The 22,176-nt window shown below is 32.4% G+C and carries 23 protein-coding genes; 3 read left to right on the top strand and 20 right to left on the bottom strand.

Annotated features, from left to right (window positions below):
- Positions 1 to 5: 5 nt before the first annotated feature.
- Together M9C83_01405 and murJ are read left to right on the top strand one after the other, a co-directional pair.
- Positions 6 to 887 carry an SDR family oxidoreductase gene (locus tag M9C83_01405; protein URQ66882.1) on the top strand — a complete coding sequence of 294 codons (882 nt, stop codon included), beginning with the start codon at positions 6 to 8 and terminating at the stop codon, positions 885 to 887.
- Between the two features lie 23 nt (positions 888 to 910).
- Entirely contained in the window at positions 911 to 2,443 is a 1,533-nt protein-coding gene (gene murJ / locus M9C83_01400) for a murein biosynthesis integral membrane protein MurJ (protein ID URQ66881.1), read from the top strand.
- Positions 2,444 to 2,461: 18 nt separating this feature from the next.
- Here the strand turns inward: murJ and M9C83_01395 are convergent, their stop codons facing one another.
- The gene (locus M9C83_01395; GenBank protein ID URQ66880.1) at positions 2,462 to 3,277 is read right to left on the bottom strand and encodes a hypothetical protein; all 816 of its coding nucleotides are present in this window, start codon (positions 3,275 to 3,277) and stop codon (positions 2,462 to 2,464) included.
- Positions 3,278 to 3,400: 123 nt separating this feature from the next.
- Here M9C83_01395 and M9C83_01390 point away from each other — a divergent pair, with 123 nt between their 5' ends.
- Positions 3,401 to 4,579 (top strand): glycosyltransferase family 4 protein, encoded by a 1,179-nt coding sequence (locus tag M9C83_01390; GenBank protein ID URQ66879.1) that lies wholly within the window; start codon positions 3,401 to 3,403, stop codon positions 4,577 to 4,579.
- Between the two features lie 8 nt (positions 4,580 to 4,587).
- Here the strand turns inward: M9C83_01390 and M9C83_01385 are convergent, their stop codons facing one another.
- The 19 genes from M9C83_01385 to M9C83_01295 form a co-directional block, all read right to left on the bottom strand.
- Complete coding sequence (locus M9C83_01385; protein ID URQ66878.1) at positions 4,588 to 5,331, bottom strand: NAD-dependent epimerase/dehydratase family protein; 744 nt, start codon at positions 5,329 to 5,331, stop codon at positions 4,588 to 4,590.
- Positions 5,332 to 5,341: 10 nt separating this feature from the next.
- Positions 5,342 to 6,307, bottom strand: coding sequence for a hypothetical protein (locus tag M9C83_01380; GenBank protein URQ66877.1), 966 nt, complete (start codon positions 6,305 to 6,307; stop codon positions 5,342 to 5,344).
- The gene (locus M9C83_01375; GenBank protein URQ66876.1) at positions 6,307 to 7,062 is read right to left on the bottom strand and encodes a phytanoyl-CoA dioxygenase family protein; all 756 of its coding nucleotides are present in this window, start codon (positions 7,060 to 7,062) and stop codon (positions 6,307 to 6,309) included. Before M9C83_01375 ends, M9C83_01380 begins: the two co-directional genes overlap by 1 nt.
- Before the next feature lie 9 nt (positions 7,063 to 7,071).
- Positions 7,072 to 8,160 (bottom strand): glycosyltransferase, encoded by a 1,089-nt coding sequence (locus tag M9C83_01370; protein ID URQ66875.1) that lies wholly within the window; start codon positions 8,158 to 8,160, stop codon positions 7,072 to 7,074.
- A gap of 4 nt (positions 8,161 to 8,164) precedes the next feature.
- Positions 8,165 to 9,337, bottom strand: coding sequence for a glycosyltransferase (locus tag M9C83_01365; GenBank protein ID URQ66874.1), 1,173 nt, complete (start codon positions 9,335 to 9,337; stop codon positions 8,165 to 8,167).
- Positions 9,338 to 9,340: 3 nt separating this feature from the next.
- Positions 9,341 to 10,441 (bottom strand): glycosyltransferase, encoded by a 1,101-nt coding sequence (locus tag M9C83_01360; GenBank protein ID URQ66873.1) that lies wholly within the window; start codon positions 10,439 to 10,441, stop codon positions 9,341 to 9,343.
- Positions 10,442 to 11,386, bottom strand: a complete 945-nt coding sequence (locus M9C83_01355) for an SDR family oxidoreductase (GenBank protein URQ66872.1) — start codon at positions 11,384 to 11,386, stop codon at positions 10,442 to 10,444.
- A 2-nt stretch (positions 11,387 to 11,388) separates the two neighbouring features.
- Entirely contained in the window at positions 11,389 to 12,414 is a 1,026-nt protein-coding gene (locus tag M9C83_01350; protein URQ66871.1) for a glycosyltransferase, read from the bottom strand.
- Between the two features lie 7 nt (positions 12,415 to 12,421).
- The gene (locus M9C83_01345) at positions 12,422 to 13,114 is read right to left on the bottom strand and encodes a class I SAM-dependent methyltransferase (protein URQ66870.1); all 693 of its coding nucleotides are present in this window, start codon (positions 13,112 to 13,114) and stop codon (positions 12,422 to 12,424) included.
- Complete coding sequence (locus tag M9C83_01340; GenBank protein ID URQ66869.1) at positions 13,099 to 13,968, bottom strand: NAD(P)-dependent oxidoreductase; 870 nt, start codon at positions 13,966 to 13,968, stop codon at positions 13,099 to 13,101. The genes M9C83_01345 and M9C83_01340 overlap by 16 nt, the downstream gene beginning before the upstream one ends.
- A gap of 11 nt (positions 13,969 to 13,979) precedes the next feature.
- Entirely contained in the window at positions 13,980 to 14,690 is a 711-nt protein-coding gene (locus M9C83_01335) for a sugar phosphate nucleotidyltransferase (GenBank protein URQ66868.1), read from the bottom strand.
- Positions 14,691 to 14,693: 3 nt separating this feature from the next.
- On the bottom strand, positions 14,694 to 16,025 hold the full coding sequence (locus M9C83_01330) for a UDP-glucose/GDP-mannose dehydrogenase family protein (protein ID URQ66867.1): 1,332 nt from the start codon (positions 16,023 to 16,025) through the stop codon (positions 14,694 to 14,696).
- 2 nt (positions 16,026 to 16,027) lie between these two features.
- Positions 16,028 to 17,023, bottom strand: coding sequence for an NAD-dependent 4,6-dehydratase LegB (locus M9C83_01325; GenBank protein URQ66866.1), 996 nt, complete (start codon positions 17,021 to 17,023; stop codon positions 16,028 to 16,030).
- A gap of 22 nt (positions 17,024 to 17,045) precedes the next feature.
- Positions 17,046 to 18,137 (bottom strand): glycosyltransferase, encoded by a 1,092-nt coding sequence (locus M9C83_01320; protein ID URQ66865.1) that lies wholly within the window; start codon positions 18,135 to 18,137, stop codon positions 17,046 to 17,048.
- A 92-nt stretch (positions 18,138 to 18,229) separates the two neighbouring features.
- Positions 18,230 to 18,877 (bottom strand): FkbM family methyltransferase, encoded by a 648-nt coding sequence (locus M9C83_01315; GenBank protein ID URQ66864.1) that lies wholly within the window; start codon positions 18,875 to 18,877, stop codon positions 18,230 to 18,232.
- A gap of 314 nt (positions 18,878 to 19,191) precedes the next feature.
- Complete coding sequence (locus M9C83_01310; GenBank protein ID URQ66863.1) at positions 19,192 to 20,289, bottom strand: DegT/DnrJ/EryC1/StrS family aminotransferase; 1,098 nt, start codon at positions 20,287 to 20,289, stop codon at positions 19,192 to 19,194.
- Positions 20,282 to 20,842, bottom strand: a complete 561-nt coding sequence (locus tag M9C83_01305) for an acyltransferase (GenBank protein ID URQ66862.1) — start codon at positions 20,840 to 20,842, stop codon at positions 20,282 to 20,284. Before M9C83_01305 ends, M9C83_01310 begins: the two co-directional genes overlap by 8 nt.
- Positions 20,835 to 21,254, bottom strand: coding sequence for a hypothetical protein (locus tag M9C83_01300; protein URQ66861.1), 420 nt, complete (start codon positions 21,252 to 21,254; stop codon positions 20,835 to 20,837). The genes M9C83_01305 and M9C83_01300 overlap by 8 nt, the downstream gene beginning before the upstream one ends.
- Positions 21,244 to 22,176: an NAD-dependent epimerase/dehydratase family protein gene (locus M9C83_01295; protein ID URQ66860.1), complete on the bottom strand. Its 933-nt coding sequence runs from the start codon at positions 22,174 to 22,176 to the stop codon at positions 21,244 to 21,246. The genes M9C83_01300 and M9C83_01295 overlap by 11 nt, the downstream gene beginning before the upstream one ends.

The raw sequence follows: 22,176 nt of genomic DNA, 5'->3' as shown, positions 1-22,176 counted from the left end.
TCCCTTTGAAAAAGAAAATTCTCATTCTTGGTTCTACAGGTCTGATTGGACACCAAATACACTTTTTATTATCAAGCAATCCCGAGTATGAGATTGCCAACATTTCTTACAGAAATAAATTACATGAGGACACGCTGCTCTTAGATATTTTGGATGAGGCCTTACTCAATTCTGCAATACAGAAGATCAAACCTAATTATTTGATAAACTGCGTAGGCACTCTAATTAAAGAATCCGAGTCAGATCCTGAACTTGCTATTTACACCAATGCGATCCTGCCCCATAGACTTAAAAATATTTGCAACACTATGTCTATAAAGCTTATTCATATGTCCACAGATTGTGTTTTTTCAGGGGAAAAAAGAACACCTTATGTGGAGAATGATATAAAAGATGGTTTAGATGTCTATGCAAAAACAAAAGCTTTAGGTGAAGTGATAGATGATAAACATTTAACAATAAGAACATCTGTAATAGGACCTGAACTCAAAAAGGATGGAGAGCAACTATTCAATTGGTTTATGTCTGAGGAAGGCGAAATTGAGGGATTTTCGGATGCAATTTGGTCAGGTGTAACGTCATTAGAGCTAGCAAAAGGAGTTAAGTGGGCAATAGACCATAATATTTTTGGGGTTTATCAGCTGACAAATGGATCTCCTATTAGTAAAAATGAAATCTTGCAACTTTTCAAAAAATATACGAACAAAGAAATATTAATTAGGCCTATCAACGGAATAAACATCGACAAAAGTTTCACGGACTCTAGAAAACTTATAAATTATGAGATACCGACTTATGAAATAATGATTTTAGAGATGGTAGACTTCATAAAGAAAAATTTGGACTTATACCCACATTACAAATTGAAAGATTTTGATAGCCAGTAAGAATTTATCATTGAAACTATAAGATGGATTTAGCGAAGAACTCTTTCATAAACTCATTATTTATATTTTTCTCACAAATTTCAGGTTTTATCAGAGATATATTTATAGCTGCCTTTCTTGGATCTGGACTATTATCAAATATATTTATTGTAGCTCTTAGGTTACCATTTTCTTTCCAGCAATCTCTATCAGGTGAAACATTCCATTCAGCATTTATTCCTACCTTAAGTTCAATTGATGGCGAGAATTCAATCCGAAAAAGACATGAATTTGCAAAAAAAATACTTTGGATATCTTTTCTTCTGCTGATACCTCTTATTTTATTAACAGAAATATACATGTCTTACATATTGCGATTAGTTGCTCCAGGATTTGTAGACCATCCTAAATTTTCATTAATGGTTTTATGTTCAAGAATTGCATTTCCATATTTAACCTTCATTGTAATGAGCTCTGTATTTTCAGGTTTATTAAATTATAGAAATAAATTTTCATTAACTGCCTCCCTTCCAATAATTTTAAATCTCACAGTTATTTCATATATTACTTTTTCTGCCAACTTTGGGGAAAGCAAAGTGATTTATTTGTGCTGGACCCTTCTTATCGGAGGAGTTTTGCAAATTTTATTTTTACTATTTTCTACTGATAAAGATTTTTGGCTTTCATCAATAAACTTAAAAGATGGTTTCTTGGATGTAAAGAAATTCTTTAGACTAATAGCTCCCACTTTCTTTTCTCAAACATTTATTCAGATTAATGTTTTGGTGGGAATTATTTTTGCTTCCTTCTATGAAGGTGCTATATCTTATATTTATTTTGCCGATAGAGTTTACATGCTTCCACTGACACTTACTGGTATATCAATTGCAACTGTGCTTATACCTGTATTAAGTCGCAGTATATTTTTAAATGATATTAGTTCTGCATTGAATATTCAAAATAAGGCATACAAACTTGCGATAGCAACTATTTTTCCTTCATCGATTATATTGTTCATGATGAGTCATGAAATTATCCAGTTTATTTATGAAAGAGGGGAATTCAACTCTGAATCAACTCGAAGTACTGCTTCTGTTCTTCAGTTATTTTCATTAGGTTTACCAGCCTTGTGCATAACTAAAATCCTTAGCCCATATTATTTTGCAAAAAATGATCCTCAGACGCCGTTCAAAATAACTACGTTTTCAGTGATAATAAATATAATCTTAACTTTGATACTTTTTCAGTTTATAGGTTACTTAAGTATCCCTTTATCAATAAGCCTGACTGCTTATATTACTCTGGCGATGTATATTTATAGTCATAAAAAAGAGGATTTCTTTCTCTTTTCAAATGAAATAATTAACTATACGATCAAATTTTCTTTTCTTTGTATTGGGTTATCTATTCAAATTTGGATAATTAAGGAATTAATACAATTACTTCATTTCAATAATTCCATCCATTTATTTATTTCACTAATCTCATGTCTGGCCAGTACAATAATCTTCATGAGATTATTTGATAATGAACTCATCAAAGATATGAAATCTTTTATGACAAAGACAGTCGATTAGAAACTTTGCTAGTAAGCTTTAGGATTTATCTGCACCTATATTTTTATCTTCTTGGTTATGTCTCCTTGCCTTTACCCAGTTTAAAATTTTTGAATCGGGGTAAGGGTTACCAAAAAAGCATAGAAGTGTTGCTCTGACATAATTCTTATTTACCGCAAAATTACTGTGTAAAGTCTGAAGACCAGAAAAAAGGTAAATATTTCCCGGTTTAAGATTAAGTACCTTCTTTTTTTTACTTTTCAAGAAAAGATGAGGCAAGACCTTTTGACTAAATTTATTTTGAATAAGAAATTTCTCTAATATATTAAAAAGTACAGAACTTCGAATCTTCCTCGCATTTGGAAGCACGACTAGGTGGCCCGATTCATAATCCATTCCATCAGGTATTTGAATAGGTATTAGGGCCGTAATAAGAGTTGAATCGTAGTGGAATTTTAAAGATTGATCATCTGTCTTTTCTCCAGTTACAACTCTCAAAATATTAAATCTTTCGGAATTAGTTTTGTTACTTATGGAAAAATCAGTTGATAGCTTTTTCAACAGAGAATTAAATTCATCATTTTCTATAATGTGTGAATAAGGAAGCCCTAGTCCATCTTGACTCTCTAGCCTTTTATGAGGGTTAACTATTGAAAAATACCTTCTTCCATAGATATCAATTAGATTATTAACATTTTCTTGCAGATAAGTTAAAAAAGAGTCTTTTACAACTCCGTCTAAGCAATAAAAACCCTCTTGCTTTATTTTTGCAGGAATTTCACTGTAATCTTGCGGTAAGGCTGTTTCATCAAACCAATCTGGTTCACTCAAATTCAACATAAATAATAGATTCAATTATTACCAATATAATCATCTTATATATTATAAACTTATTGTTCTTAATTCTCTTGTACAACCAAGAATGAGGTTTGTTTAATCTTAAGATAATACTTTAAAAGTGGCTTTGAATAATAAAAGATGAAAATTGTACTATTTAGTGATTACTACTATCCGACTATTAAATCAGGTTCCATAGTTATAAAAGATTTAGCTAATGAACTTACAAGACTAGGGCATGAAGCAATTGTCATTACATTTAATGAAAATCAAAATGACTTCTTGACCAAGGAAAAAAATGGGTCGATAACGATTATAAGATTAAGGTCTAAATTGAGAAAATTTGGAATGATTGGCAGACTTCTTTCTGAGCTAAGGTATTCTTCTTCAATAATTAAGGGCTTAAAAATTATTGATACTGATAATATTGATGGAATGATATGCTTTTCTCCTTCTATTTTTTACCACAAAGCTATAATTTGGTTAAAAAATGAATATCGAATAAAGGCCTACTTAATAGTAAGGGATATTTTCCCTAAATGGCTTTTAGATGCAGGAATCTTAAAAGAAGGTCTTTTATTCAGGTTCTTTAGAAAAGAAGAGATCAAACTTTATAAATCTGTAGACTTTATAGGCATAGAATCTATTAAGGATCTGGATTACTTTAAGAATTATCTTGATGCCAATACTCATCTTGAAGTCTTAGACAACTGGGGCTCTTCTTTAGACATTGATAAAATAGCAAGTCATGACTCCTCTCCGCTACCAAAGGGACTTATTAATATAATCTATGGCGGGAATATGGCTGATGCTCAAGACTTGTATTCCCTTCTAGATGACCTTGATGATTCTGCTCTGGAGGGAAAAGCTTTCCTAACACTTATAGGAAGTGGCCATCAATTAAGTAATATCAAGTCTTTAATAAAAAAAAGAAAGTTTAGGAATGTTAGATTGTTAGAAGAAGTTGATCAAAAGAGCTATTTAAGTATTCTTAAGGATGCAGATATTGGATTAGTCTCGCTCAATAAGAAACTAAAAAGTAATAACTTTCCTTTAAAGATGATGGGTTACATACAACAATCTAAGCCGATCTTGGCATCCGTTAACCCAGATAATGAGATCATTGAGATCATTAAGAAGAATGATATCGGAAAAGTTTCTATTTCTGGAGATAAAAAGAAATTTAACAAGAATCTAATATCAATGATTCAAAACAAAGAAAGACTGAAAAAGCAAGGGGCTAACGCCTTTGAACTCTTTGAAAGAAGGTTCACTGTAAAAATAGCTGTGGAAAAAATTCTTTACAAACTTATTGAATAATCTTGTTGCTATTGTTCTACGTAAGAATTATAAGTTTCGCCAAGGGCTTTTCCCAAAGGTAGATCTAAACTGATTGGTAAGTCAGTTAAATTTCCTTTTTTAAATTCTTTTAAGATTAAAGCAAGATTTTCAAGCGATATCTCATGCAAGGGTCCTAAAGTAACTGGATTTTCTTTTTCAGGTAACTTGTTGATTATTTCAACCATGTATTCAACTAAATCTTGTACATACAGAAGTTGCAGAACTTTGCCAGGGTCATGAATTTCAATTGGTATGTCTCTTTGAATATTATTACAAAAGGTAGCAACAACTGAGTTGTAGTTTGGTTTACACCCCTGCCCAAAGATTCCTGGTAACCTTAATAGATAAACCTTATTTTTTTGCTTTTTTTGCTGAATGAGCAGAGCTTCTTCAGCCTTAAGCTTACTTTTTCCATATGGATTATCTTCAAGAACTTGAGTCGATGAAGAAAATATTATTGGTATATCTTTTTCTTCATCTTCAAGCATTGATAAGATCTTTTTAGTTAATCCGAAATTTACTCTCTCAAACTCAGTATGGTCAATTGGCCTATTTACCCCAGCCAAATGAATTAAATAATCTGCAATTTTTATTTTCTCAAGAAGTTCTTCTTCGGTGTTACCTCGATTATATTCAAGCACTACTATATCTTGACGACTCTCTAAAAGTTGCATTAGATTTTTTCCAACAAAGCCTTGAGATCCTGTTATCAGAATATTTTTGATTTTCATTTTTAATGCTTTATCTCTTCCAATTTACAATGTTTTTATTAACTATAACTGAACTAGGTGTATTGAGGTTTATATTTTTAACTTCAGCAGAACTTAAGAAAGGTTTCTTAGGGCCAAAAGGTGTTCTTTTAATGGAATATATAATTTGTAACACCAGTCTTGGAGAATTTTTTGGCAACAATCCTTTATGTAAACCAAATGTATCTGCTAAAAAACAGTGACCCATTGGCCCAATTAAGTTCCTCATAGTTTCAGCTGAGAAGGATTCCAAGACTTCCCTATCACTATGCATTTTATCCTTAGAAGAGACAAAGTTAGAATTTGAAGATCCTTCAACATATATGTGTGGCCCATTATTCTCATTAACATCTGTCAGATAAACAAAAAATTTTAATGAGTGAAGAGTGTCAATATCTCGATGATATGATTGTGTAAGAGATAGATTTTCATTAGGAAGTGACCACCAGGCACCTATATAGTCTACACTAGGCAAGGCACCGAAGAATTCAGTTACATAATTTAATAATGTAATGTCATTTGCTATTTCTAAAACATGTGGTGCTTTAACGACATCCTCACACATATAATATGCTCTTTTAATATTAGAACTAGCATCAGAAATTTTAAAATATTGTGAATCTCTATCTTCAGGGTCATGACATAACTTGTGTGACAAATAATTTTTAATCTCTTGTGCTTTGTCTCTTGAAATATATATAGGGTTCTCAACAACTCCATCATTGCTTAATTCATTTTTGTATTTTGGTTCTGGAAATGTACTCTTTTTATAAATATCTACCCTTTCTCTATAAAAAAAGAGCTCCAGTTTCTTCAGCACATGCCTTGAAGTATTGGAAGTAAACAATCCTTGCAGGTAGTGATAAAGATAACGTTTATCAAGAAAAATTCTTAAAGCATTCTTAATAAACGGAAAAGAATCAAAGATATAGAATACAAACAATTTTAATTTATTCATCATGTGCTTAGATTCTTATCTTTTACGATAGAGGCTATTATCCTTTTTAAGCTTCTCAAAATTGGAAAATGCATATAGATATGCTCTAAAAACCTACCTTTGGTATCACTTTCAAACCAATTGTTTAAAAACTCTATTTCTCCTCCACCAAAAGTAGCATCCATTTCCTCAGTTGTAGCAATATCTTTTTTGGATAGAGTTAGGGCCACCATAGGCCTTGGTTCTAAAGTGAGATTTTCCATTCCTCTATGAAATAGATTTGAGTCTCTTATAAAGATATCTCCCAGATTAGTGTTAATTCTTTCAGGAGAAAATTTACTTTTCTTAAGAAGAAAATCAAGAAAGGATAAAGGATATTTATTCGTTCCTGGAAAGATCTCGATAGATCCATTTTTTTCATTAACAGGTACAAGAGGTATATTTATGATTATTTTGGAGTCATTAAAATTTGTATCTCTGTGAATGTGTTGTTTTTTTGACCCTGGAAGATTTATGTTACATCCACAACTTATAAAGTAGTCTTTCAAGTCCAAATCATATTCTTTAGCTATTAATTCGAGTAAGCCTTTTTCTTGTATCGTTTCTAAAAGAGTCTTAGCATAACTACCAATGGTTGCGTTTAAGTGCCCATAATTCTGTCCACCTAGTTTTACCCCACTCGCTAAAAAGATATCTAATTGACTTAACACATCATCATTAATTTTATTGAGAATTGAGGGATCAATAAAATCTTTCTTAATAATGAAACTTTTCATAAGTGTAGTTTATATTGTCCTCCTCGAGACAATTAAAAATAGCTTTTGAATAAATTCTTTCCCAGAAAAAATTTTAATCTTAATCTTATGATTTGTTTCTTTATTTTCATATTGAGAAAGATAGTTATTTAAGCATTCAGCTATAGATAAAGAACTATTAGGATCAAAACAATACTCTTTTTTAATTTCTAAAATATCATGAATATAATCTAAATCAGAGGCCAGTATATCCTTTCGATGTCTAGAAGCTTCTATTAAAGGTATGCCAAATGATTCAGTCAATGAAGGCCAAACAAGAGCTTTACAAGATAGATAATACTCATTCATCTTCTCAGAACTTTCATCCAAGATTAAATGAACATTTAACTTATGAAGATTTATCTTATCATTAATATATTGAATGAGTTCCGTATCAATCTTTGAATCTAAAGCCATAACAAAATTTGGAAATATTCCTTTTTGTGACAATAATACAAGACCTTTTATTAGATTCTTATGATTTTTATAGGTATAACCGTAAGACGGATAAAAGAAATCATATTTTATTTTGTAATTACTTTGTTCATTTTGATAATTAAAATCAAAGAAGGGAATTTCAATTGTCGGTCTTTTTTTTAATATTTGACTAGATAATTGTTGCATGGAAGGAGTTTGCACAACTATATAATCTACATTCTTATAAAAAATAAAAATAAAAAATTTTTCGAATATAAGCCTTAATCTTGTAGCGAGAGTGAGTTTGTATTTAAAAGTGGGTTCAAGTATAAGCTTACTATGAATATATAGAAAAGAAATCCCTTTTACTTTAATTACGGGTGGTAAATTTCCGAAAAATAATACTATTTGTTCTGGATCCTTTAATAGATCATTGTTTCGAAGATAAGGAAAAATATAATTAGAAAATCCTGATTCTGAGAATTCAAAACCCTTACGATGAATATGATCAATATTAGGATTGCTTTCTAAGGTGTGATTTAGATTTCCTTTTGCAGAAAAGTTAAGAGAATTTATCGATTCTAAGATTGTCTCTAAAAGCATTAACCCTCCTCCATGTCTTATATTTGGAGCATTAATATAAATAGCTTTTTTTTGAATCATGCAGTTATTGCTTTATAAGTATGAATAACTTAAGTAGAAGATTTTTATAAAAACTTCTTTTTTTATATCTTTCAATTGCCATATGAGATGCATTAGATAAACTCTTGGCATACTTATCTCTATCCCACCTAGAAATAACTTCTCTAGTTGTGGAATTGAAATCTGTATCCTTCAAATCAATAATAATTTTTTTCATTTTATCTAAAAGATCTTCGGATGATTTAGGATTAAAGGTATAACCCACATGCTCTCCAGATAATAAGTTTGGGGCTGATCCTACATTTTCTGAACATATTACAGGTATTCCTGATGCCAAGGCTTCATTTATCACTAAACCCCATTGTTCTGTTGTGCTGGGAAGTACAAAACATGATGCAGTTGAATAAACATGTTTCATTTCAAGGTAATCTAAATAACCAAGAAAATAAACCTTACTTGCTAAGTTATATTTCATAACTAAAGATTCAAGTTCCTCTCTTAAGGGCCCATCACCAGCTAGAACTAAAGACCACTCAGGATAGTGACGGTCTAGTGCGGCAAATGCATCTATAAGAATATTTAAATTTTTTTTCTTAACAAATCTACAAGAAGTTAAGAAATATTTTTGAGGAAGCTTTAAATTTTCTACATCAGTCTCACCTGAAGGTTGCATGAAAAATTCATTATCAACAATATCGCAACCTTCAAAAATAATCTCTTTATCGAATCCCAGGTTTACAAGGTAACGTTTTTGATTAACGCCACCTACAAAGGCTGAGTCAACCAGACTTAATAAGAAACTTTTAAAATATTCTTTTATTTTGTTTCTTTTAAAATCATGTTCTTGGCTTTCTGAAATTATTACAGTAGGTGTGTTATTCTTCATTGCCCATGACAGAGCAAGCAAAGAAGGTGTTGCATCCCATCCACTTAAAATTATTACCTGAGGTTCTATTTGTTCTAAGACTGCGAATAACCTATTCTTAATTTCAGTTTTTGAGACTTCAGTTATTGGCTTATCTTCAAAAAGAGTAGTTATATTTTTATTATTTTCCGATGAAGCGCTCCAAAGATTTGTATGGTCTATAGAAGAAAATTGAATTGCACTACAATTTAAAGAATCATTAGCACAAGTTAATCGAAAATGGTGATAAGCTCCCATCGTATCATTTAAAGCAACAACCTTGAGTTTTTTCAAATTTTAACCTCGATTTTTAAACTTTGATAATACCTGCTCAGCTATATTTTTAGGTTTAGAAATAGAATTTATATGGTCTCTGCATTTCATAGTTATATCCGTTAGATTTTCTTTATCATATACTGATTCTAATATTTTATTTGCCAGTAAGTTTATATCATGCTTGTTTTCTATAAATATGCTGAACTCTCCTGTTAAGATTTCTTTCAATCCTCCATTTATAACGGAAGTATAAGTTGGGATTCCTCTTTGAATCGACTCTAAAGGAGATAGACCTACTGCGTCCCAGTCTGAATTGAATAGCATAACGTCTATTGTGTTATAAAAATTTTCTAATTCTTCTTGCCATCCTAGCCAGATTATATCTGTTGAAATATTAAGTTCATCTGCAAGTTCTTCAAGATTTCCTTTCTCTTCACCATCACCGGCGATTAAGATTTTTAGATTAGGTAAAGATTCTTTAATTTTAGCTGACACTCTGAGCAAGATATCGAATCTTTTTCGCTTTATTAACCAGCCCGCATTACCGATTACAAACTCATTGGGTTGGATATTATATAGAGAGCGAGAATGAGATATATTCTTTTCAGTCCTTATAGAACGAGTGGGAAGAGGATTTGGTAAGAAAGATGATTTTTTTTCTAATTCAGGATGGATTAATAAGGCCTCGTCCATTATAAAATTAGATGCAAAATAGATATGATGAAATATTCTATTTGCCACTAAATAAATTAGTTTCCATATCCATTTAGGTTTAACACCTTGGTGGTGAAAGTGAATAAATAAGATCTTTGGTATGTTCTTCCTTCCTAATAGGGAGAGCATTCCCACAAGACTGTGGCCAGTTTGCATTATAGCGTCCGCCTTCTCTGAAGATATGTAGCTTCTGTAATTCAAAAGGTCTAAAAGACCTCCTGGCCCTTTATAAGGAAAACCCATGCTCTTGATATTAGCCTCTTCCAAATCCTTCTTTAATAGACCCATCTTGGTTAATGATAAAAGCGATATATCATGTCCTAGTGAAATTAATTCTCTCATTAACAAAAGAGAAGACTGTTCCATTCCCCCGATGTGAGTTCCTTGAATAATGTTGAGAATTTTCAACTAGACTGCATCCTTAAAATATTCAATTGTCTGTTTAAGCCCTTCATCTAAAGAAATAGAGGGAGACCAACCTAATTCTTGAAATGCTAAATGAATATCCGGTCTTCTCATCTTTGGATCATCTTGGGGCAACTCTTCAAAAATTATTTCAGAATTACTTGAAGTTAATTTAATAACTTTTTTAGCCAATTCTATCATTGTAAATTCAATCGGATTTCCGAGGTTTACCGGTCCAGATAACTGGTCATTTTCCATCAAGAGAACAAAGCCTCTAATTAAATCATCTACAAAACAGAATGATCTTGTTTGGTTTCCAGCACCATAAACTGTCAATGGCTTTCCAGTTAGAGCTTGAACAATAAAGTTTGAAATAACCCTACCGTCCTCTGATTGCATTTTTGGTCCATAAGTATTGAATATTCTTCCAACTCTTATCTGAATTTTATGCTCCCTTTGGTAGTCAAAAAAAAGCGTTTCGGCGCATCGTTTTCCCTCGTCATAACAGGATCTAATGCCAATAGGATTTACATTGCCCCAATACGATTCTTTTTGGGGGTGTTCTAAAGGATCTCCATATACTTCGCTAGTTGAAGCTTGAAATATTTTTGCTTCATTCTTCACAGCAAGTTCAAGTAAATTGTAAGTTCCTATTACATTTGTTGTGAGAGTGCTAATTGGATTATTTTGATATTGAACAGGCGAAGCGGGGCAAGCCAAGTTATATATTTGACCACATTCAATATCAATGTAATCGGTAATGTCATGTTCAATAAATTGAAAATTTTCTAGGGTTATTATATTTTCTAAGTTTTTTGAAGATCCAGAGGATAAATTATCTAGCCCTATGACCTTATGGCCTTTCTTTAAAAGCTCTTCTGATAGGTGGCTACCTAAAAATCCAGCTGCGCCAGTTACTAATATAGTTTGATTCGTATTTGCTGTCATAATTATAAGTTATTTAAAATCTCGATAGATCTTGATCTTATGTCATGTCCATCTGTGTAAGCTCTTTTATATCCTGCTTCAGAAATTTGGTCTATTCTACTAGGATTAGATAGAAGCCATTCTACTTTCTTGAGTAATTCATATTTGTTACTAAAGAAAACTGCCTCTTCATCTTCCTTGAAGATTTCTTGCATTTCTGAAGTTCTTTCACACAGCAAGAGCTTTCCAAGGCTTGGAATTTCAAAACACCTTCTTGTGTAAACATCTCTATTCATCTTTGATAGAAAGCTAAGACAAATCTTTGTATCTCTCAATTCATTAATATAGTCTTCTCCGTAAACAGGATAGATTGATTTTTGATAAGTTGTAAACCTATTCCCCCAGCCGGTACCATATACCTTAAGGTCTATATTATTAATAAATAAGTATTCTAGATCAGTAAATCTATTATCATCTTCATAATGTCCAATAAAAATTACATCTTGTTTGTAATGTTTTTCTTTCGTATGAATTTTATCTTCAGACGGTATAAAGTAAGGTTTAAATAGTTTAATTTCTGAAGAGGTTTTAGTGTAGTGAGCCGCTTCTTCGATGTTGACTGGTCTGTATACAAAAATTAAATCGGCAAAATATAAGCTCTTTAGAAACCAGAAGAATTGAAAAAAATGTATCCATGGCTTTTTATTCGCTAGGACAGATCCATATGGGTCATCATTGTTATAAACAACTATCTTAATGTTTCTTGCTTTAATCTCTTTTAAGGTAGAAGGTAAAAAATGATTACAATTCCAAAGAAAAACACAATCTATTTTGTTGCTTTTCACTAAAGCCAAAAACTCTCTGTTTATCTTTAAAACGACTCCTATAGGTAAAGGGATTGCATTTAGAAAATTGTTCCATTTCGTATCAAAATAGTTGGAAACCTTAAAAGGAATTACATCCATACCATAGTCAGTAATTTGTTTACTAAAGGACTCTTCGCAGTGCGTATGGCTCCAAAATCCTGCCAAGATGATTTTCTTAGTCATTACTAATTTAAGTGGTTTGATTCTCTATCAAAATATTATTACCTTCTACAACATAATTCATCCCATTGAAGTAGCCAAGTAACTCGCTAGAGAAATAGATCCCAGGAGATTCCTCATTAAAGTTTAATAATATTTTTCCATCTTTTTTTAAGTAGTTATCTTGTAAATCTGAAATGAAAAATTCCCACTCTTTATTACTCCAAAGATTTTCTTGTTTGTGATTATTGAAACAGATCATGTAGGCTGTAACTAAATCAAACCTCTCATTTGTATTTAGCTTTAGGAGCTCAAAGCTGTTGATGTATCTTTTAAATTTAATCAATCCTAGAGAGTCTGTTATTCGGTCATAAAGTTCATTATCAGGAACATCAAGACAAAATCCTACGTGTGAAAATTCATTACATATAAATGGAAAATATCCAGTTCCTGTACCTATATCTAGGATAGTTTTTTTCTCATCGCGATGCAGACCTAGTTTATAAAACCTGATAAGTGATTCTTTCAACCAAAATTTATAATTTAAGTATTTTTCTTGAGCAATCAAATCTGAGTTATAGGGTTTTGATCTTGTCTTTAGTCTAGTTCTTATCTTTCTATTGCATCTAAATAAATTTAAATGGAAGGAAATGAGATCAAAGAAGTTAACTGCAAATAAAACATCTAACTCTTGTCTCAAAAATATTTTCAACCTTGAGTACATATACCTTCTTTTAATAAAACCTTCTTTAATCCTTCTCTTAAACTTACCTGAGGATTCCAAGAAAGAAATTTATTGGCAGCAGAAATATCCGCCACCACATCCATCATTTCGTCTTTTCTTTCAAGGCCTCTTTCTTCATATTCAAGTGATTCTTCAACAAGATCATCCAAAAGTTCAATTATTTCTTTAACACTTACAGAATGTCCGCTTCCAATATTATATATTTGGAATCCTTTTAATTGCTTTGAAGCGATTGTCATTGCATCAACTACATCCTCAATATACACAAAGTCCCTTTTTGGATAAAAAGAGTTTACAACTATTTTGTTACTGGATTTGATTTGTCCCACTATCTCCGGAATTAAAAAATGTTTCTCTTGATCTGGACCATATACATTAAAAGGCCTCAAGATAGTTACATCTAAAGAGAACACATCAGCATAATATTTACATATTTTTTCACATAAGAGCTTAGATTGAGCGTATGGATTGCTGGGATTGATTATTGCATTCTCTTTAATGGGCAGAACTTCCTGCTTACCGTAAATGTAAGCGCTCATATAAATTAAGGGAAGTTTATTCAATCTACAATAATTCAAAACATTCAGTGTTGAGGCAACATTTTCTTTTATAAAATCTTCAGGGTTATTCCATGCAGAGGGAACAAACGTTCTTGCTGCCAGATGGTAGAAATTATTTATATCATTTTCTCTATTAATTAAATCTTCTAAAGGGCATATAGAAAGGTCACCATCTTCTCTATTCAAGGGTAAAAATTCCTCACCTGTCGAGTGTAACTTCTCTATAAGTTTCTTAGCTATAAACCCATTTGAGCCTGTGATAATTGATGTCATGTAAGTAAAGACTAAAAAAGATGCTTCTTTATTTTTGATTCATAGTCGTTTATAGCTATCTCGTAGTCGCTGGGCCTGCCTATATCAAGCCAATAATCGGCATGCTGTTTAACAAGAACTTGTTTCTTGTCTTCTATTAAAGAGTGCATTAATTGGTCAAAACCAAACTCTTTATCTTTTGGAATAAATCGTAAAATTTCTCTTGAGAGCATATAAATGCCCATACTAACTTCGTATTTTACAAGTGGTTTTTCACTTAAACTATTCAGAATGCCATTTTTTGTAGATAAAACACCATAATCAACTTGCTCATCCCTCTCAAAAGAAGATATAGTGAAAACTGATGAGTTTTGAACATGTTCATCAAAAAAAGAAGCATAATTGAGGTCAGTAATAATATCTCCATTCATTACTAAGAAATTTTCGGGAAGGTCTTCGATATTTTTTAGTGGGCCCATAGTTCCAAGCGGCTTAGTTTCTTCAGAATAATCAATTTTTATGTTCCATTTGGATCCGTTTCCGAAGAAAGCTTTTATAATCTCAGACATATGATTTACAGCCAAAGTTATATGATCAAAACCATTGGATTTTAATTGTCTTATGATGATCTCCAAAACCGGCATATCGTCACCAACAGGGACCAACGGTTTAGGCAAAGTTATTGTATAGGGCTTTAATCTAGTCCCTTTCCCTCCAGCAAGCACTATAGCCCTTTTAGACATGTCTTAAATACCTATAGAGATATATTCATATCCCATTTCTACTAAGTCTTTCTTATTTAAACACAATCTACCATCAAATATCTTCATATTGTTCATTTTCATATTGTCTTTAGAAAAATCATAACTAAGGTAATCCTCCCAATCAGTAACTAATAGTAAAGCATCTGCAGAACGAATAGTTGTAGATATCTTTTTACAGTACTTTAAGTTGGGTGATTTTATTATTTTTTTAAATTGATCCATTGCCTCCGGATCATGAACAAATACTTTAGCTCCAGAAGATAAAAGGTTTTTAATTAAGTCAATGCTTGGAGATTCCCGCACATCATCAGTATTTGGTTTAAAAGCCAATCCCCAAACTGCAATCTTTAAACCTTTTAATTTTCCTTTGTAAGATTTATTTAGTTTTTTAAAAAGTAGCTTCTTTTGATTATTATTAATGGATTTTACTTCCTCGAGTATCCTAAGTTCTTTTTTTGCTTGCTGTTTTGCTATGGTGATTAAAGCATCTATATCTTTTGGGAAACAAGAACCTCCGTAACCACATCCTGCGTTTAAAAAACTGTTTCCTATTCTTGAATCTGAACCTATTCCAGAGGAGACTTCCTTTATATCAGCGCCTAAAGCCTCGGATAAATTAGCCATCTCATTGATAAAGCTTATTTTAGTTGCGAGGAAAGCATTTGCTGCATATTTGGTCAATTCTGCACTTTTCTCACTCATAAAGATAATCTTCTTCTTTGGTATACCGGCCTGAATATAAAGTTCCGACATTTCCTTTCCAACATTTTTGCTACTTGTGCCTATTACTACTCTGTCAGGAAAGAGAAAATCATTCACAGCAGATCCTTCCCTAAGAAATTCGGGATTTGATACTACATCAAACTCTAAATTACTATCTTTACTATTTATCTGATTGCGAACTATCTCTCTAACTATGTCTGTCATGCCTACAGGAACGGTGCTCTTGTTAATAATTATCTTTCTTGACTTTGCATTGGCCGCTATGCCTTTAATTGCATCACGAATAAATTTTAAATTTGGTGACCCGTCAGATGACTGCGGAGTTCCAACACATAAAAATTGAAAAAGACCATGATTGGCAGATTTATTTTTATCTGAAGTGAATTTGATTTTTTTCTTCTTAATGGCTTCTTTGAGTAAATCTTCTAAAGAAGGTTCAAAAATTGTACACTCGCCTCTTGATAATTTTGCTATTTTCTTCTTATCTACATCAAAACATAAAACTTCATGCCCTGCTTTCGCAAAACAGACTGCAGTTACTAGTCCAACATACCCTGTTCCTATAACAGATATTTTCTTTTGATTTTTCATCTTTATTTATTGTAGATATTACTTTTATAGAGCTTGAGATTTTCTTCAATCAAGAACCAATTTATAGTTTCAATTAGGCCTTTTTTTAATCCCTCAACACCTTGATACTCTGGTTCCCACTTTAATAGAGTTTTAGCTTTCTCGTTAGATGAGAATAGTCTTTCAACTTCACTATTCTTCGGCCTGATTCTTTCATCTGATTGATTAAACTCTAATTCTTTATTCATAAGTTCAGCAATGAGCTTGGCGGTATCCTCAATAGATATTTCATAGTTACTGCCTAAGTTAATAACTTCACCCAAGGCTTCTTCTGCTTCCAGTCCAGCTATGAAACCGCGAGTAATATCGGAAACAAAATTAAAGTCTCTTGTCGGGGTCAGTCCTCCAATAGAAACCTCATTTCTCTTAGCTAACTGAATAATAATAGAAGGTATAACTGCCCTAGCAGATTGTCTCGGCCCATAAGTGTTAAAAGGTCTAATAACTGTCAAAGGTAAATCAAATGAGTTATGGAAAGAAAGTGCAAGTTGATCAGATCCTATTTTTGATGCTGCATAGGGAGACTGTCCTGCAAGCGGATGAATTTCGTCAATTGGCACATATTGAGCGGTTCCATAAACTTCACTTGTTGAGGTTTGAATAAATTTCTCTATTCCATTGTTTAAAGCCGAATTCATTAAGTTGCAAGTTCCGGAAATATTCGTATCTATATAGTTTTGTGGTGCTGTATAAGAATAAGGGATTGCAATTAGAGCAGCTAAATGTAGAACTCTATTACAGCCCTTCATCAGACTAGTGCAAAAATAAGGATCCCTTATATCACCAGGTATTATTTCTATTTGGCCGAGTGTTTGTGGATCAATAGAGTCAAGCCATCCCCAGGTACCGAAAGAATTATACTGCACTAGGGCTCTGACATCATATCCTTCAGCTACTAAGTTTTCAGCTAAATGAGATCCAATGAAACCATCAGCTCCTGTAAGTAAGACTTTTTTCATGTATTAGATTCATTTTAAGACATTAATTATTCGATTCAATCAATCTTTGCAAATAGACTTCATAAGTTGAAAGCATTTTCCTCTTATCAAAGTTTCTCGAGGCAATATCCTTTGAGAGTTTAGACATATCTTTCCTCAACTCGCCATCTTTGATCAATTCATAGATGTTAGCGGCTATATCTTCAGTATCTCCATAATCACTCAAAAATCCATTATTTTTAACTACATCTCTAACGCCACTCACATTGAAGGCTACTACAGGAAGAGAGCACATCATAGCCTCAATAACTGACAGAGGCATTCCTTCTGATAGACTCAAATGCAAAAATATATCTGATTGATTCATTAACTCAAATGCATCTTCTCGTCTTCCCAACAGATTGATATTGTTACTTAAGTTATTCAATTCTATTAAGGCTATGAGATCGTCCTTCATGGAGCCTTCGCCAATTATATTGAGTATGATATTTGGAGTTTTTTCTTGTAATCTTTTAATTACATCCACTGCTAAATGCTGTCCTTTATGTTCGCTGATTGTACCAAGCATTGTTATGACTATTTCTTCTCTCTCAAGATCCTTTGAGCCTAAAGATCCAACTTCTACACCATTTGGTATAGTTTTTATATCTTTCCCGTTTAGACCAAAATATTTCTTTGATTCTTTATATAGTTCTTTGGTAGGAACTAAAATGGAACTTTTTAAATTCCTTAGAGCGAGAATATCAATCATCCTATACAAGTATTTTTTATAGCCTCTGCTGATAGATAATTGACTAAAACCTTGGATTGAATAGATATATTTTGTCTTATACTTTGAAAGATAAGCCAACCAAAAGACACTATGTGAAAAGACAATGACGTTATCTGGAGATAATATTTCTAGGTGATGTCTTAGCTTTTTTGAAGATGTAAAAAGACTAAATGGCCATTTATAATCTTTTTCCTTAATCAACGATACAACGTCTACTCTCTGATATTTTTCTTCTAGAAACTCATTATTATCAAGCCAAGAAATTACTGTCACTGAGGTGCAACTAAGATTAGAAGCTAATTCAAGTAAAAGCCTTTCTGCTCCTCCTTTCCTTAAAGAATGAACTAAAAAAACTGACTTCATATAATATAGTTTAAAGGTAAAATAAATTTTATATGGTTTTGCTATCTGATGCAGAAAATACAAGAAAGCTCTAAGAGCTTTATTTGTAAAGATTAATCAATAAGTTTTTTGTTTACTGCATATATCCAACCATCTATATAATCTACCCCAGTGTTTCGGTTATAGTATTTAAAATTATTTTTTTTTAGAAATTCAATTATTAAGTCTTTAGTAAAATAAGACCGGTCGCCAGTTCTATTGCCTAAAAAATCATGTGATGAAATTGCAAGGTTTTTTACGTCTTTAATTCTATCAAATTTCTCAATGACTAACTTTTCTGCTCCTTCAATGTTAATCTTCATGTAGTCCACAAGTTGAATGTTGTTAATCTCTAAATAACTATCGATAGTCAAACCCTCAACTTCACTGAAGCTCCCACTATCTTCATATGTTATTTTGTTTTCAGTGTGATGGCCTATATTCTCTGCAATCTTGACAGGTCCATCCCTATTGGTAATTGCACAATTTGAAGAAGTTACATTTTCTAATTTATTTTGATTAATACAAATTTCTAAAGCCTTAAAGGTTCTTTCAGTGGCCTCTATGGAAAAAACTTTTCCTTCATTTCCAACATGCTTAGACATTAATCTTGTATCAAGTCCTAAACCTGCACCTATATCAATACAAATATCTCCTACACCAGGCCTATATCCATGAAAAAAAATCTCATCTGAAAAAGATTCTTCCTTTTCAGCATTCAACCTATAGTTTGGACTATAGTCACAAAAAAAAACTTTACCCTGCTTCTGTAACCAGAGATTATTTTCCAGTAGTCGGAATGTCGAAAACCTACCAAGAAATATCGAAATTAGAGAAAGGAGGAAATATGCAAAATAATTAAGTCTAGATTTGATCAGCAATTTAATTAGGGCTTCTACTTTCATTCGAAATTATGTAACTATTCGGAAGCGAGTACCATATATTATTTAAAGATAAATTGCTCGATCTAATAAATATTTTTTTTATAGAAATATTTGCATCTATATTCTCTGATAAAAATTTATTCAGATTCATTCTATGAATAAAATTTAATTATACTTTCCGATATATAATCTATCTCTTCATTACTGAGCTGAGAAAAGGATGGAAGCCACAAACCTCTCTTTCCTATGTCCTCAGAGACCGGAAAGTTACCATCAACCTTATAGCAATCTTGTTCATTCAGCGGAGGATACATAACCCTTGAACCGATAGAAGCCTCTTGCAGGTGAAGCATTAGGTTTTCCCGGTCTTCACAAAGTACATCTATAAACCAAGGCGCAGTTAAATCTAAATCATGATCGAAGAAACTTATTTGATCTATATCCGATAGATTATCTCTATATTTTTTCCAAATCTCTTTCTTTCGTTTTATTCTAAAATCTAATTTTTTCATTTGCTCTAACCCTATAACTGCCTGCATTTCTGTAAATTTAGAGTTAAAGCCTATAGAATCATGAATGTCTGAGCCACCTGCAGTTCGCCCAAAATCCTTCAATTTCTTTAGTTTATTTGCTAATCCATCATTATTTGTAACCAATGCTCCGCCTTGTCCAGTTGTAATTATTTTTGGCATGGAGAAGGAGAAACTTCCTATATCGCCTTTGAGGCCAATATGTGTTTCTTTATCATAATAAGAACCTAATGATTGGGCAGCATCCTCAATAATTTTAATGTTATTTTCTTCAGCAAAATTCAAATATCTTGTAATTTTAGTTTTTGGCTTTCTGCCATTGGCGCTTACCAGCATCATAGCTTTAGTTTTAGGGGTCAATTTTTTATTAAGCTGCTCTATGTCAAGGCACAAAGTCTCTGCCTCAACATCAACAAAGACTGGTTTTGCTCCAATCATTTTTATTGAATTTGGAGTTGCAACCATAGTGAAATTAGGTACTAAGACTTCATCACCGGGCTTGATATCCAAGGCAAGAGCAGCAAGTGTTAGACTGATAGTGCCATTATTTACTACTATACAATGCTTACTTCCAGTGAATTTTGCAATTGCATCTTCGAATTTCTTAGTATTTTTAAATTCAGTGAGGAAGCCATCTTCTTGCATATAACTATCTATAGCTTGTCTCTCTTCGTCCCCAATCCAAGGACGCATTTGCATAATAAATTCCCTTTCACTCATCACTGCTCTCCTCGAATTTACATTGAAGCGAGAGAATTTTTTCCTTATCTCGCTCAGTGATTTTTTTAGCTGGTGAGCCAGCATAAACTGACCATTCTTCCGTGTTTCTATTGAGTAAGGACTGAGCTCCAACTACTGAGCCTGTCTTGAGGTTTACATTAGGTAGTATTGTTGAATTGGAACCAACTATACAATGTTCATTAATCTTAATACTTCCTCTTTCTGCATTGCCCTTAAACTCCTCAGGCACCAAAGGTGTTGCAATTCCGCTATGATAATCGTCAGAACCAGCAGCAATTACAACATTTGGTGATAGGGTTGAAAACTTACCAAAAAATACAGAGCTCTCTTTTCCGCCAATAATTTTACATCCAGAAGATATATGAACATAAGAAGAAAGCTTCAATGAAGTGGAGATGTAGCAAAAGTCGTCAATAATCACATTATCATCAATCTCTACTAGTTCAGGATATCGAATTCGAACGGTTTTACCTATAATTACATTTTCTCCACATCTCTTGAGAAGATTTGTATCAAAGAAAATATTATCCATCTAGATTTAGCCTATCTCTGTCTATTTCTGGACCTAAGTAAGGTCCATTTTTTATCTCTAAAACTTTTGTGTTATCTTCCAGAATCTCGTATCCGTGCCCACCAGAAAGCATAATAAGGACATCATCTGCATAGGCTGTTATTTCTTCTACCAAAATAGAATTATCATCATAGATATATGCTTGTAGACTACCCGATTTTACATAAATTACTTCTTGAGTAAATAAAACTGATCTCTCGACTTCATTATGCGTGTGGGCAAGTAATTTTTTACCTTTATTGTAATTCCAAGAACCGGCTTGTATGTATTCTTCATCCTGTGAAAAGAAGGATAAATTATCATGTCCCCAAGCCTCGCTAGCTTTTATATATCTAGCCAGGATTTTCCCATCTTTTTTTATATCATGACTCATGCTGAACTCCTTTAATTGTGTTTTCATACCATTTTACTGTTTCTTTTATACCCTCTATAAGATCTTTCTCTGGAGACCAACCAAATATCCTCTTACCTTTAGATCCATCAACTGTCTTAAATGGAGCTCCGTCTGGTTTAGTCTTATCAAAAACCAATTTACCTTCGTAACATGTTTCTGATTTGATCAAGTCTGCAAGATCAATGATGCTTATGCCTTTTCCTATGCCAACATTAATTGGATCAATGCTCCTAGGTATTTTAATACCTCTTATAAGAGATTCAGCTCCATCATCCACAAACATCCATTCTCTTACAGGAGCACCTGTGCCCCATACAATCACCTCTTCCTTTCCTTCTATTCTGGCTTTAACCATCTTCATTATCAGAGCGCCTAAAGCATGCGATCTTTTCTCTTCAAAATGATCTCCTGGACCGTACATATTAGAAAGAATGAGGTTCACAACATCAAGATTATGTTGCTTAGCATAAGCCCAAGAGCCAATAGTCGATAACTTTCTAACAGACCCATAAACCTGGACAGATTCATGTAAAGGTCCATTCCAAAATTCAGATTCTTTAAATAAAGATGCCTCTCCTGGATAAGCACAATTTGATATAGGATTAATTAACCTCTTAACTCCATAATTCTTAGATGCTTCCAAAATATTCACGATCATCATAGTATTTCTAAAAAAAAGATCTGCTGGATATGAATATCCAAAATCTATGCCGCCGACAAAAGCCGAGCAGTTGATTACATATTTAGGTTTTATAGAATCAAATAAACTATTCGTTTGATAGGCGTCCATTAAATCACAACCTAAACTTAATGAACTTGCATGATGAGGCAAATTATATTGCTGAAGTTTATTTATGACTCTTTTGCCTAAAAAACCAGTGGCTCCTAATACAAGTATCAT

Source organism: SAR86 cluster bacterium (assembly GCA_023703575.1).
Taxonomy (GTDB): domain Bacteria; phylum Pseudomonadota; class Gammaproteobacteria; order Magnimaribacterales; family Magnimaribacteraceae; genus Magnimaribacter.
This window is presented reverse-complemented; position numbering and strand designations above follow the sequence as displayed.

Coding starts and splice junctions, on each gene's coding strand:
- M9C83_01380 (URQ66877.1), bottom strand. CDS start 6,307: ATGAATAAATTAAAATTGTTTGTATTCTATATCTTTGATTCTTTTCCG.
- M9C83_01385 (URQ66878.1), bottom strand. CDS start 5,331: ATGAAAATCAAAAATATTCTGATAACAGGATCTCAAGGCTTTGTTGGA.
- M9C83_01305 (URQ66862.1), bottom strand. CDS start 20,842: ATGGATAATATTTTCTTTGATACAAATCTTCTCAAGAGATGTGGAGAA.
- M9C83_01330 (URQ66867.1), bottom strand. CDS start 16,025: ATGAAAAATCAAAAGAAAATATCTGTTATAGGAACAGGGTATGTTGGA.
- M9C83_01335 (URQ66868.1), bottom strand. CDS start 14,690: ATGTCTAAAAGGGCTATAGTGCTTGCTGGAGGGAAAGGGACTAGATTA.
- murJ (URQ66881.1), top strand. CDS start 911: ATGGATTTAGCGAAGAACTCTTTCATAAACTCATTATTTATATTTTTC.
- M9C83_01325 (URQ66866.1), bottom strand. CDS start 17,023: ATGAAAAAAGTCTTACTTACAGGAGCTGATGGTTTCATTGGATCTCAT.
- M9C83_01340 (URQ66869.1), bottom strand. CDS start 13,968: ATGACATCAATTATCACAGGCTCAAATGGGTTTATAGCTAAGAAACTT.
- M9C83_01370 (URQ66875.1), bottom strand. CDS start 8,160: ATGATTCAAAAAAAAGCTATTTATATTAATGCTCCAAATATAAGACAT.
- M9C83_01390 (URQ66879.1), top strand. CDS start 3,401: ATGAAAATTGTACTATTTAGTGATTACTACTATCCGACTATTAAATCA.
- M9C83_01320 (URQ66865.1), bottom strand. CDS start 18,137: ATGAAGTCAGTTTTTTTAGTTCATTCTTTAAGGAAAGGAGGAGCAGAA.
- M9C83_01300 (URQ66861.1), bottom strand. CDS start 21,254: ATGAGTCATGATATAAAAAAAGATGGGAAAATCCTGGCTAGATATATA.
- M9C83_01355 (URQ66872.1), bottom strand. CDS start 11,386: ATGACAGCAAATACGAATCAAACTATATTAGTAACTGGCGCAGCTGGA.
- M9C83_01310 (URQ66863.1), bottom strand. CDS start 20,289: ATGAGTGAAAGGGAATTTATTATGCAAATGCGTCCTTGGATTGGGGAC.
- M9C83_01375 (URQ66876.1), bottom strand. CDS start 7,062: ATGAAAAGTTTCATTATTAAGAAAGATTTTATTGATCCCTCAATTCTC.
- M9C83_01345 (URQ66870.1), bottom strand. CDS start 13,114: ATGTACTCAAGGTTGAAAATATTTTTGAGACAAGAGTTAGATGTTTTA.
- M9C83_01350 (URQ66871.1), bottom strand. CDS start 12,414: ATGACTAAGAAAATCATCTTGGCAGGATTTTGGAGCCATACGCACTGC.
- M9C83_01295 (URQ66860.1), bottom strand. CDS start 22,176: ATGATACTTGTATTAGGAGCCACTGGTTTTTTAGGCAAAAGAGTCATA.